A 12,295-nucleotide genomic window follows, 5' to 3' on the forward strand; every position below is an offset into this window, starting at 1 on the left:
CAGCGGACGAGACCGAGCGGTTCCATGCTGCGCACGCGTATCCGGGCAGGTCCCCTCGCCGGCTTCGTCTTGAGCGCCCTCTTCGCGGCGTGCTTCGCCGTGCTCGGCGTGGGCGAGCTCTTCATCCCGGCGCTCAGCCCCGAGATGGGCATGCCTGCGCCCGTGACGCTGCGCGTCCCGTACGGTCCGCGGATCGTGCGCGACACGCACGACGGGAGCTTCACGCTTTCGTACGAGCACAGGCGCGTGATCGTGCCGCGCGGCACGGTGCTCTCGGAGCACAACGAGGATCACGACGCCGCGATGGCGTACGAGACGGTGCGGCGGATGCGGCGGCCCGGGCTCGGCGCGCGCATCGCGAGCCTGTACGCCATCTACCTCATCGTCTGCCTGATGCTGACGGTCTACCTGCGTCGCTTCGGGCAGAACCGGGTGCGGCTGCTCCGCACGCAGGTGGGCATGTTCGTCCTGATGACGGGCTCGCTCATCGTCGCGAAGCTCCTCCTGCTCTTCACGGCGCTGCCCGAGTTCTGGATGCCGGTCGCGGCGCTCCCGCTCTGGGTGGCGATCGCGTTCGATCGGCGGACCGCGTTCCTCGTCGAGGTCGGGGTCGCGTTCATCGCGTCGTCGCTGCTCCGGTTCGACGTCGTGCTCCTGTCGGTGCTGCTCGTGCGCGGCATCGCCGCGACGATGTTCTTCTTCAAGCGCAAGGGCTCGCGGCAGCTGCTCGTCGCGGGCAGCCTGGCGGGCATTGCCGGCGCGATCGGGTTCATCGCGCTGACCGTGCTGTTCGAGGGGAGCATCGATCTCGGCGCCGATCTGAAGCGCTGGCTCGGCTCCAACGTGCTCGCCTGCATCGGCGGGGGGCTGCTCGTCGGCGTGCTCGGTCGGAGCCTGAGGGAGCCGGCCGAGCGGGCGATGGGGCACGTGCCCCGCGACAAGCTGCTCGACCTCACCGACCTGGAGCAGCCGCTGCTCAAGAAGATGGCGGCGGAGGCGCCGGGCAGCTGGGAGCACGCGCGCGCGATGGCGAACCTCGCCGAGGCCTCGGCCGCGGCGATCGGCGCCGACGCGCTGCTGACGCGCGTGGGCGCCTACTACCACGACCTCGGCAAGACGGTGCAGCCCAAGTACTTCATCGAGAACCTCGCGCACGGCGAGCGATCGCCGCACGAGGAGCTCGATCCGGACGTGAGCGCCGACGCGATCATGGCGCACGTCGTGATGGGCACGAAGATCCTGCGCGAGGGCAACATCCCCGAGCCGGTGGTCGAGTTCGCGTACACCCACCACGGCACGCAGGTCGTCGAGTATTTCTGGCACAAGTGCGTCGAGCACGGGAACCCGAAGGACCTGACGCAGGAGCACTTCCGCTATCCCGGCATGAAGCCGCAGACGAAGGAGACGGCCATCCTGATGCTCGTCGACTCCATCGAGGCGGCGTCGCGGACCATCTGGCCGCCCGAGCACAAGAAGTTCGAGGAGATGATCCAGCGGGTGATGTTCTCGAAGCTCGCGTCTGGCCAGCTCGATCAATCCGGGCTGACGATCGAGGACCTGCGCATCATGACGAGCCGGATGGCGTCGACGCTGGTCAACATGTACCACGGGCGCATCAAGTACCCGTGGCAGCGCGAGAGCGATCGCGCCGGGCACACGCCTGCGCCGCCGACGGTCACGCCGCACCCCACGCGCCCCGGCACGCCCACGCCCGTCCCCGCGTCCAGCGCGCCGGGTCGGGACGGGAGCGCCGCCCCGCCGCCCTCCTCGAGCGTCAGGGGCGCTGCCCCGCCGCCCCCCGCGAGCACCCGGGGCGCCGCCCCGCCGCCCCCCGCGAGCCCCCGGGGCGCCGTCCCGCCGCCCTCCTCGAGCGCGCGGGGCGCGGCCCTGCCCGTCGTCGTGAGCGAAGCCGGAGGGCCCGTGAAGGACGAGAGCCCAGCGGAGTCCGTGCGAACGCCCAGGAAGACGCACTGAGCAGGCCGGGCGCGCCGCGCGCTCCCGCGGAGGCCGAGCGGCCTGCTCCAGGAAAGGACGGTCCGATGCCTCCCACGATCGAGCAGAGCTTCATGAAGGCCCTCTTCCACGGCATCATCGCCGAGGACATCATCTTCCCGTATCCGGAGATGCCCGCCGAGGACCGGGAGACGACGTCGATGATGCTCGACAGCGTGCGGCGGTTCTTCGCGTCGAGCGTCGACAGCGGCCGGATCGACCGGGAGCACGCCATCGATCCGGGCGTCCTGGCCGAGATGAAGAGGCTCGGCCTGATGGGCCTGCAGATCCCTTCCGAGCACGGCGGCGTCAACCTCAGCAACATGGCGTATACGCGCGTGATGCAGGAGATCGGCGGGCTCGACGCGTCGATCGCCGTCACGCTCGGCGCGCACCAGTCGATCGGCTTCAAGGCGATCCAGCTCTTCGGGACGGAGGAGCAGAGGCAGCGCTATCTCCCGAAGCTCGCGACCGGCGAGTGGATGGCGGCCTTCGCCCTGACGGAGCCGGGCGCCGGCTCCGACGCCGCGGCGATCAGGACGCGCGCCGAGCTGTCGGCCGACGGCTCGTACTACACCCTGAACGGGTCGAAGATCTGGATCACGAACGGCGGCTTCGCCGACGTCTTCACGGTGTTCGCCCGGACCTCGGCGCTCGAGGAGGGCAAGAAGCCGAAGCTCACCGCCTTCATCGTGGAGCGGAGCATGGGCGTGAAGAGCGGGCCGAACGAGCAGAAGCTCGGGATCCGCGGCTCGTCGACGACGGAGCTCTTCTTCGACGACGTGAAGGTCCCGCGCGAGAACGTGCTGGGCGAGGTCGGCAAGGGCTTCAAGGTCGCCGTCGAGGTGCTCAACAACGGGCGCCTCGGGCTCTCGGCGGGGTGCGTGGGCGCGTGCAACACGCTGATCCGGATGGCGCTCGACCGGGTCCAGGAGCGGCGCGCGTTCGGCCGGAGCATCGGCGACTTCGGGCTCATCAAGGACAAGATCGCGACGATGCTGGCGCACACGTACGCGCTCGAGTCCATCACGTACCTGACGGCGAGCCTCGTCGACGCCAAGGTCCCCGACTTCTCGATCGAGAGCGCGATCTGCAAGGTCATGGGGAGCGAGACCCTGTGGTTCGTGGTCAACGAGACGCTCCAGATCGCGGCCGGCATCGGCTACATGGAGGAGTACCCCTACGAGCGGCACCTGCGCGACGCGCGGATCAACATGATCTTCGAGGGGACGAACGAGATCCTGCGCTGTTTCATGGCGCTCTCCGGGATGAGCGGCCCGGGCAAGGCGCTCGCGGACGTCGCGAAGGCGATGCGAGAGCCCATCAAGGGCTTCGGGCTGCTCAGCGATTTCGCGCTCCGCAAGGCGCGCTCGGTGCTCGGGCGCGAGCGGATGTCGAAGGCGCACCCGCTGCTCAGCCGGGAGGCAGTGATCTTCGAGGACTGCACCGCCGAGCTCGCCACCCACAGCGAGGACATGCTCCGGAAGCACGGGCGGGAGATCGCGGAGATGCAGTACGCGCAGCGCCGCATCGCGGAGATGGCCATCGACCTCTACTGCATGGCCGCGTGCATCTCGCGCACGACCCGGGCCATCGAGCGGCGCGGGGAGGACGGGGCGCGGCGGGAGATCGATCTCACGACCGTGTTCACCGGCATGGCGCAGAAGCGGCTGAGGCAGCACGTCGCCGACTTCCAGAAGAACGACGACGAGCTGCGCAAGGCCATCGCGGTGCGAGCTTATGCGGATCGCGCCTACCCCTTCGACATCCTGTAATCGCAGGCTGCCGCACCTCGACGGACATCGATTCACCTCAAGTCACATCAAGTGACATCGAGTCACACACGCGCCACGCGCGCTCCGGCGCGGTACGCTCATTCATTGTGAGCTGCGCTCTGTTTCGGGACGTTTTCAGCTCACCGCCCGGACGGATTGCTCTATAGTTTGATCAGGCGTAGTATTGGGGGTGGGCCCTTCGACAGGAATCGGGTGATCACTTGTCCCAGGCTAGAGCATTGGGTGGCAGGTGCGGAGCCATGAAGGAGACTGCTGAAGGTCGTGCCGTCATGGACAAGTACCGTCTCGAGCGCAGGCTCGGAGGCGGTGGGATGGGTGATCTGTGGCTGGGCTTCGATATCAAGCTCAGGCGGCGGGTCGTCATCAAGTTCATCCGGAGCTTCGCGGCGACGGAGCCGGAGCTCGTCGCCCGCTTCGAGCGCGAGGCCCGCGCGTCCGCGCGCGTCCGGAGCCCCTATGTCGTCGAGACCTACGATTACGGCGTCGATCGCGGCTGCGCGTTCATCGTCATGGAGTACCTCGAGGGAGAGGACCTGAATCGCCGCCTCGAGCGCGAGGAGCGGATCCCGCTCGCGCAGGCGACGGCCTTGTTCACGCAGCTCGGCAAGGCCCTCGACGCGATCCACGCCGCGGGGGTGATCCACCGGGATCTGAAGCCGGGGAACATCTTCATCACCTCTTCGGCGGGCGACGATCTGGTCAAGGTCGTCGATTTCGGCGTCGCGAAGTCGTCCTGCTCGCGCGATCGGATCACGAAGACAGGCATGGTCCTCGGGACGCCCAGGTACATGAGCCCCGAGCAGACCATGGCGCCCAGGCAGGTCGATTACAGGAGCGATCTCTGGTCGATGGCGGTGATCCTCTACCGCGCGATCACCGGCCAGTGTCCCTTCGCGGGCGCCAACATCAATGAGCTGGTCAGGCACATCTGCCAGACGTCGTTCCCGAAGGCGTCCAAGCTCGCGCCGGAGCTCCCGCCCGGGATCGACGCGTTCTTCGCCCGGACGTTCGAGTTCGATCCCGAGGCGCGGTTCCAGTCGGGCAAGGAGATGATGGAAGCGTTCTCCGCGATCGTGCAGGTGCCAGCCTCCCCGCCGTCGTCGGAGTCGCTGCGCGCGATCCCCGCCCCGCCGCCGTCCGAGCGGAGCGCCATCGTGAAGCGGAGCGCGGTAGGCGCGGTCGCGGCCCCGCTCCGCTGCGCGGTGGATGATCAGACGACCATGGCCGCCATGCTGGCGGCGCCGGCGAACGACCTCGGCAGCCCCGCGGCGACGGACGCGGCCGTCGAGCCCGCCTCCGCCTCGTGCGACCGGCACAGCGAGGTCGTGCTGGACAGCCGCGTCCTGCCGCCGCTGCGGGTCCCCTGGATGGTCGCCGTCGGCCTGCTCATCGCGGCCGCTGGCGTCGTTTGCCACAGCGTGGCTCAGGGCGCGCCGTGGTCGCTCGAGGCCGCGGAGAGCCCGGCGGCCGGAGGACCGTGATCTCGCGGGGCGTCGCGACGCCGCCCTGACGCTCGTATCGCCGGCCATCGCCAGGGCGCGGCGGCGCCGTTACCGCGCGCTGGTCGTGGGCGCGTCGGTGACGCCGGACGTCCACTTGAGCTTCGGGGCGCCCTCGTCGATCCAGCGGTCGCGCACCCGGCGCGCGAGCTCGGGGTGCTCGGTCGACTTCACGGCCATCGCGGCCACGAGGCATGTCCCCGGCCACGACTCGTAGACGGCGATCGCGCCGACGTACTCGTCGCTCGCGAGCACCGAGTCGACGCTGCCCTGGAGGACCTTGAACACGAGCGGCCGCACCTCACCGTCGATCTCCTGCGTCGTGCGGATGATCTGCGCCTCCCCGAGCCGCACGCCATAACCGTCGGCGAGCGGCGCGTTCTTCGCCCAGAACTCGTCGAGGCAGCTGTCGGGGTCGCTCGGCCCCGCGGTGGTCGTGTAGACGACCGACAGGGCGGCGTAGTGCTCGTCGCCGTACCGGAAGGTCGCGCGCGTCGGGTAGGTCAAGATCCGCACCCTGCGCCAGCTCTTCCAGTCGACCAGGGGTACGTCGAGCGTCTTGAACCGGTCCTGCCGCCTCCCCCACGGCTCGGCCAGCAGCCGCTCCAGCGCGGCCCGCTCGGGGTCCGCCGCGTCGCCCCCCGGGTTCTCGCGGGTGACCGACGCCGGCGTCGGAGGCAACCCCGGCGGCCTCGTCGGGGGGGTGCTGCTGCAGGCGACGAGCGCGAGGGACGCGAGGACCGGGACCACCGGCGCGGCCCTCCGGCGTGTGGACGAGCGCGCAGTCGACCTGGAGCAGCACATGAGCAACACGAGCCTCGGCGAGCGGCCTCATCGGCGGCGGTCACGCGGGCGGATCCCGCGGCGCCGCTACAATCCGACCTCGCGCATCGCGATTTTATTCTTGTCGAAGACGCCAAGACCGAGCTCGCCCGCGATGCGGATGTACGAAGGTTCACGGCTCGCCTCTTTCAGCGTGGGCAGCCCGTTCTCCTTGCGCCACGTCTCGACGACGCCCCAGCCGATCACGTCCATCGCGACCGGATCGGTCGTGGCGTAGACCGACTCGTGGAGGACGCGCCGCTTCGGGTTCTTGTCGAGCGGGCCCTGGTCGTAGATGAGCTTGAAGCCGTCCGTGATGTGCAGGCGGACACGGCTCTTCACGACGTCCTGCCCGTAGAGCTCCGCGATCTGCGGGCTCGCGGTGTGCTCGTGGAAGGAGTGCGGGTTGATGGTCGCGCCGTGGGTGATGTTCTTGAGGCAGCCGGTATAGCCGCAGATCGAGTGGTCCTTGATCAGCGAGACGTTGATCACCGCCGTCGCCTGGGTGAACGGGCGCACGAACTTGGTGGGGATGCCGCAGACCGAGATGCTCGGCATCACGGCGTCCTTGTTCTCGTGAACCGCGGCGCGGATCCCGGCCGGGAACTCGGCCGCCGGCTTGGCGCTGCGGTCGGCGCAGCGGGTGCCGGCGAGGAAGGACGGGTACTGCTCGAAGATCTCCACGTTCTCCGCGGGGACGCCGGCCGCGATCACCCCGCGCACGATCTCGAGCACGAGCTCCTTGTTGGTGGCCATGGTCGCCCCCTTCTGGCCGGCGATCCCGTTGGTCTTGATCGCCACGCGGTCGTCCTTGTGGACGAACCGCGCGAAGGCGGCCCCGAGGTCGGCCTTCCCGGTGAGCTCGGCCATCGCCCGCTCGAGCATCACCTTCGCCGCGGACGCGTCGGGCCAGAGGCCGTTCGGCTGCATCGAGTTCGACTTCGTGACCTTCACGATCTTCCCCGGAATGGAGAGCGGCGTGAAGCCGGGGGGCGGCGAGGCCGCGAGGCTCAGGGGCGCCTCCGCGAACGCCGCGCGCGGGCCGAGGAGCGCGGCGCCCGCGGCGCCGGCGACGAGCCCGCCAAGGAAGCCTCGGCGCGAGCGCCCCGCGGGGCCGGGATCAACGAAGCGACGGGGATCGTGGGGCATAAGACCTCGTGGTGAGCGCCTCGCGGCGGTGGTGGATGCCGCCGGTCGCGGGGCGCCCGGGGCGCTGATGGTAGCCGAGCTTCTCGCTCGAGACACGGCGCTCGGTCGCCCGGCGGCGCGGTCGACCGCGCCGCGCCGGCCGCGCCGCGCGCCTCCGCCATGGCGGCGCCAGGCCCCGGAGCGCCTCCCACCCGGGATTTGCTCGGGTTTCCAGGCAAACGCGCGCCGGCACGCCGCTCGCTTGGCGGTGGCGGCGACGCCGAGGAGACGAACGCCGCGCGCGGGTGCGCGGAGGGCGACGTCCCTGGCACGAGACCGGAAGACCGGAAGACCGGAAGGAGACGCGGCACGATGCAAGCGACATCGAAGGGGACAGGCTCGCCCGCCGGGCCGGCCGATGCGGCGCAGGACGACGAGGTGATTCGCCCGTGGCGAGAGCGGGCGCTGGCGGCGCTGAGGGACTCGGCCTGGACCGCGCTGGGCGGCAAGGTCGCGGCCTACATTGCGGGGTTCTTCGCGCTGGCGCTCGTGGGCTCCGGGCACGCGCTGAGCCTGCTCCCGGCAACCCCGGCCCGCCCGACAGACCCGACCGCGGAGCTGGCGATGGTCGCCGGCGATCCAGCGCCGCTCGGCTCCGCCGGAAGCCCGCCGCCGCAGGCCGGAAGCCCGCCGCCCCAGGCCACCTCCGAGCCCGGCGCCGACGCGGGGGCTGCAGCGGTAGAGCCGCCGCCGCCCAGCGATGGCGGGACGGGCGCGCCCGCGGGCGGCGGCGTGACCGCAGACGGAAAGGTCGTGCTGAACCTCGCGACCGAGGCGGACCTCCGGCGCCTCCCCGGCGTCGGCCCGGCGAAGGCGGCCGCGATCCTGGCGCTGCGAGCCAAGCTCAAGCGCTTCCGGAAGGTCGATGACCTGCTCCGGGTCAAGGGGCTGGGCCGGCGGTCGCTGAAGCGGCTGAGGCCGCTCGTGCTCGTCGATCCGCCTTGACGCTGGACGCGAGCCGCAGCGCCAGCTCGCCGCCTCGGTCGAGCCGTCCAGACAGGGAGTCTGCCAGGACCGGTCAACGCGCCGCGCGTGAGATGTCGAGTCGAGGCGCGCTCGTTCTCTTCGGTATCCCCGCGACGAGATCGCGCGCGCGACGCCAGACATCGCGGACGCGGCGCGCGGCGACTCGCTGGGATCGGCGCGGTCTGGCGAGCTCTCGCGCGGATGCCCCCTTGCCCCCCCGGGGCGCTCGGGCACACTGCGCCGCGATGCACGTCCACTTCGTCGCCGTCGCGGGCACCGGCATGGGTGCGCTGGCGGGGCTCTTCAAGGCCGCGGGGCACGACGTCTCGGGCTCCGACGTCTCGTTCTACCCGCCGATGGGGCCGGCCCTCGAGCGGTGGGGCGTCCGGCTCCTGACCGGGTTCGATCCCGCGCACCTCGACCCCCGGCCCGATCTCGTCGTGATCGGCAACGTCTGCCGCCCGACGAACCCCGAGGCCCGCGCCGCGATCGACGGAGGCATGCGGGTGACCACGATGGCGCACGCGCTCGCGGATCACATGCTCGCCGGCCGCTCCCCGCTCGTCGTGGCCGGCACACACGGCAAGACGACGACGAGCTCGATGTGCGCGTGGATCCTCCACGAGGCGGGCAGGGACCCTGGCTTCCTCATCGGCGGCCTGCCGAAGAACTTCGAGGCGAGCTTCCGCCTGCCCCGGAGCGCCTCCTCGGCGAGCGACCGCCGCGGCCTGCCGCTGCTCGGCGAGGCGGGCGCCGGGCGCCGCAGGACGCCGTTCGTCGTCGAAGGCGACGAGTACGACACCGCCTTCTTCGAGAAGACGCCGAAGTTCTGGCACTACCAGCCCGAGGTGGGCGTCGTCACGTCGATGGAGCACGATCACATCGACATCTACCCCGACGCCGCGTCCTACGAGGCGGCGTTCCGCGGGTTCGTCGAGCGGATCCCGGAGACCGGGCTCGTCGTGGCGGCCGCGCACGATCCGCGGGTCGTCGAGCTCGTGTCGCGATCGGCGCGCGCAGAGGTCGCGTGGTTCGCGCTCGAGGGCGACGACACGCACGGGCGGCCGCCGCACTGGCTCGCCGCGCCCGCGGAGGCCGGCGAGAGCGGCCAGTCGTTCGATCTGTACGCCGGCGGCGTCCTGGCCGGGCGCTTCGCCCTGCAGATGCCGGGGCACCACAACGTGCGCAACGCCATCGCCGCGATCGCGGCCGCGGCGCAGGGCTTCGGCGTGCCGCTCTCGACCGCGACCACGGCGCTCGCCGGCTTCGCGGGCGTCCGGCGCCGGCAGGACCTCCTCTTCGAGGCGCGCGGGGTCCGCGTCTACGACGACTTCGCGCACCACCCGACCGCGGTGGACGAGACGCTGCGCGCGCTCCGGTCCAGGCACCCGGCAGGCGCGCTGTGGGCGGTGTTCGAGCCGCGCAGCGCGACCGCGTGCCGCGCCCTCCACCAGGAGCCTTACGCGCGCGCGTTCGAGGCGGCCGACCGCGTCGTGCTGGCGCCGCTCGGGCGGCCGGACATCGCCGCCGGCGAGCGGCTCGATCTCGACAGGCTGGTGCGCGACATCGAGCGCGGGGGCAAGCGCGCGGAGGCGGCGGCCTCGGTGGACGCGATCGTCGCCGCCATCGCGCGCGACGCGCGGGAGGGCGACACGATCGCGCTCCTGTCCAACGGGGCGTTCGGCGGCATCTACGAGAAGCTCCGCGGCGCGCTGTCGGCGGGGGCGCGATGAGCGCGCGCGGATCCGCCGAGCTGCTCGAGCTCTCCGGGATCGCGCTGCGCGTCGCCGAGGAGGCGGCGGCGCTCGTCCTGGCCGGGTTCCGGGCAGGGCCGCGCGGCCTGCGCGTGGAGGAGAAGGGGCCGCGCGATCTCGTGACCGAGTTCGACCGGGCGAGCGAGGACCTGCTCGTCGCGCGGCTCGACGCGCTCACGCCCGGCGTCGCCGTCGTCGGTGAGGAGCAGAGCGCCGCCCGCCGCGCGGAGCCGCGCGGCGGGCTCGTCTGGTACCTGGATCCGCTCGACGGCACGACGAACTTCGTCCACGGCCATCCGTTCTGGTGCGTGTCCGTCGGCCTGATGGAGGACGACGTGCCCGTCGCCGGCGCCGTCGTCGCGCCCGCGCTCGGGCTCCGCTGGACGGGCTTCCGGCCGCGCGGCGCCGTTCGCGCGCCGGTGATCGACGGAGAGGCGCGCCGCAACGGCGAGCGATGCGCGGTCAGCGCCACGGCGTCGCTGGAGCGCGCGATGGTGGCGACCGGCTTCCCGCCGATCCGCGACAGGGCGCCGGACAACAACTTCGACGCCTTCATGACCGTCAAGCGCAATGCGCAGGCCGTGCGTCGTTGCGGCAGCGCGGCCATCGATCTCTGCATGGTCGCGGACGGAACCTACGATGCGTACTGGGAGCGCCGGCTGCATGCATGGGACGTCGCCGCCGGAAGCGCGATCGTACGCGGCGCGGGCGGCGTCATCACCGCGCTCGACGGCGGTCCACCGAACTACCACACAGGCAACATCGTGGCGTCGAACGGCCTCGTCCATGCCTCCATCGTCGCGCTGTTCTCTCACCCGGGCTCGCCGACCTGCTAGGCGCCGGCGACCAGCGAACGCGACCGTCAAACGAACGCGACCATCAAACCATGAGCAACATGAGCAAAACACGAGAACGTACGGAAAACGTGCGGAAGAGCTGTTGACGGAACCGCCCAGTGAACTATCCTATGGTTGTTCCCTCTGCCGACTTCGTGAGGCGCTGGACAATTGAATCCCGAGTAAGCAAGAACCAGGGAGCCAGCAACGATACCGTGGTGAGCTAGGCCCGGAACCATTCACCGGGAAGCCTGAAGCGGTACTTAGGCTCCCACCTAGCAGCTATGCTAGGGGTTCAAGTCCTTCGGCCCACGTCCTCGGCGGTACGGAACATCTCTCCCCTGCGGGCCGTCCAAGCGGCCCGCAGTTTTTTGATGCCCTCGACATGCGCCCGGCGCACCGCGGCATCACCTGACGGCGGGGCTACCCCCGCCTTGTCCGGTGCCGCGAGCGCCGCGGCGCTCGCGGCACCGGACAAGGCCAAGCACACCGCACGAGGAACGGGGAGCCCGCAGGGCGGCGCAGGCGGGGCACGCGGCGCACGGCCCGGCTTTTGTTTCCGTTCTCATCCCCCTTCCGGTAGCTTCGGGCCTGCGATGGATACGAGATCCCCTCGATCTGCAGGTGCGCAGCACGACGAGCAGCGCCCGCTCGTCGGCGCAGCGCGGTTTGGGTCGTCAAGCCTCCTCGCGCGCCGCCTCCCCGGCAGCTCGCGCTTCGTCCGGCGCCTGGCCTTGACGCTCGCGATCCTCACCGTGCCCGGGGCCGCCCTGGCGGCGGTGACGATCAAGGGCCGGGCCACGGGCATGCCCAAGCTCCTGAACCCGGTCTGGAACGAGGCCAAGGACCCGAAGGCGAACCGGTACACCTTCCGCGAGCCGTCCCCGACCGTCCGCGCCGATGTCCGCGCGCTCTTCGGCTACGCGCCGAAGGAGCTGTGCATCGCCGCGCTCGGCGAGAAGGGCGCGCCGCAGAAGACGCCGCGCTCGATCGTCATCGCGGGCGGCCGCACCTCCCCGGTGACGATCGTCGTCGCCGAGGGCCAGCAGATCCAGTTCGAGAACCAGGACCCGTTCCCGCACAAGATCTACGACGTCGGCAACAAAGGGCTCCAGCCGGTCGAGATCGCCGCGGCCAAGACCCGCGCCTGGACACCGCCAGGCCCCGGCAAGTACGAGCTCCGCGACCAGCTCGCCCCGAGCGTCCGGTCGTGGATCGTCGTCGAGCCGAGGGCGGTGGCCGTCGCCTACCCGGATCGTCAGGGCAACTTCGCCATGGAGATCGAGGCCGGCACGTACACGCTGCAGGGCTACTTCAACGGCGAGCCGGTCGGGAAGGCCATCGAGGCGATCGTGAAGCCCGGGCCGGACGAGCAGTTCATCAGGGAGCCGGTCGTCGTGGGTCAGGCCGGCGGACCGAGCGCGGAGGCTGGAAAGTAGGCC

Annotated in this window: 9 protein-coding genes and 1 other RNA gene; 8 read left to right on the top strand and 2 right to left on the bottom strand. The window is 71.0% G+C overall.

Translation table 11 applies throughout. From position 1 onward, the window contains the following. Nucleotides 1-24 precede the first annotated feature (24 nt). The 3 genes from WMF44_RS41030 to WMF44_RS41040 all read left to right on the top strand — a co-directional run bounded on the left by WMF44_RS41030 (nucleotide 25) and on the right by WMF44_RS41040 (nucleotide 5,269). The gene (locus WMF44_RS41030; protein WP_437295490.1) at nucleotides 25-1,974 is read left to right on the top strand and encodes an HDIG domain-containing metalloprotein; all 1,950 of its coding nucleotides are present in this window, start codon (nucleotides 25-27) and stop codon (nucleotides 1,972-1,974) included. 65 nt (nucleotides 1,975-2,039) lie between these two features. Continuing rightward, on the top strand, nucleotides 2,040-3,767 hold the full coding sequence (locus WMF44_RS41035) for an acyl-CoA dehydrogenase family protein (RefSeq protein WP_437295491.1): 1,728 nt from the start codon (nucleotides 2,040-2,042) through the stop codon (nucleotides 3,765-3,767). Nucleotides 3,768-4,057: 290 nt separating this feature from the next. Continuing rightward, a complete protein-coding gene (locus WMF44_RS41040; protein ID WP_437295492.1) occupies nucleotides 4,058-5,269 on the top strand; it encodes a serine/threonine-protein kinase in 1,212 nt (403 codons plus the stop codon). Nucleotides 5,270-5,338: 69 nt separating this feature from the next. Here WMF44_RS41040 and WMF44_RS41045 read toward each other — a convergent pair whose 3' ends face one another. Next, nucleotides 5,339-6,037: a hypothetical protein gene (locus WMF44_RS41045; RefSeq protein WP_437295493.1), complete on the bottom strand. Its 699-nt coding sequence runs from the start codon at nucleotides 6,035-6,037 to the stop codon at nucleotides 5,339-5,341. A 120-nt stretch (nucleotides 6,038-6,157) separates the two neighbouring features. Then, entirely contained in the window at nucleotides 6,158-7,258 is a 1,101-nt protein-coding gene (locus tag WMF44_RS41050; RefSeq protein ID WP_437295494.1) for a DUF362 domain-containing protein, read from the bottom strand. Nucleotides 7,259-7,609: 351 nt separating this feature from the next. Between WMF44_RS41050 and WMF44_RS41055 the strand changes: the two genes are divergently transcribed. From WMF44_RS41055 to WMF44_RS41075, 5 genes are all read left to right on the top strand, one after another. Then, the gene (locus WMF44_RS41055; protein WP_437295495.1) at nucleotides 7,610-8,242 is read left to right on the top strand and encodes a ComEA family DNA-binding protein; all 633 of its coding nucleotides are present in this window, start codon (nucleotides 7,610-7,612) and stop codon (nucleotides 8,240-8,242) included. Nucleotides 8,243-8,508: 266 nt separating this feature from the next. Further along, the gene (locus WMF44_RS41060) at nucleotides 8,509-9,996 is read left to right on the top strand and encodes a UDP-N-acetylmuramate--L-alanine ligase (RefSeq protein ID WP_437295496.1); all 1,488 of its coding nucleotides are present in this window, start codon (nucleotides 8,509-8,511) and stop codon (nucleotides 9,994-9,996) included. After that, nucleotides 9,993-10,853: an inositol monophosphatase family protein gene (locus WMF44_RS41065; protein ID WP_437295497.1), complete on the top strand. Its 861-nt coding sequence runs from the start codon at nucleotides 9,993-9,995 to the stop codon at nucleotides 10,851-10,853. The genes WMF44_RS41060 and WMF44_RS41065 overlap by 4 nt, the downstream gene beginning before the upstream one ends. 138 nt (nucleotides 10,854-10,991) lie before the next feature. After that, nucleotides 10,992-11,184: non-coding RNA, 6S RNA (ssrS, locus tag WMF44_RS41070), on the top strand. A gap of 265 nt (nucleotides 11,185-11,449) precedes the next feature. After that, a complete protein-coding gene (locus tag WMF44_RS41075; RefSeq protein ID WP_437295498.1) occupies nucleotides 11,450-12,292 on the top strand; it encodes a hypothetical protein in 843 nt (280 codons plus the stop codon). Nucleotides 12,293-12,295 lie beyond the last annotated feature (3 nt).

The organism is Sorangium sp. So ce426 (genome assembly GCF_051475585.1).
GTDB classification, from domain to species: Bacteria; Myxococcota_A; Polyangia; order Polyangiales; family Polyangiaceae; genus Sorangium; species Sorangium cellulosum_B.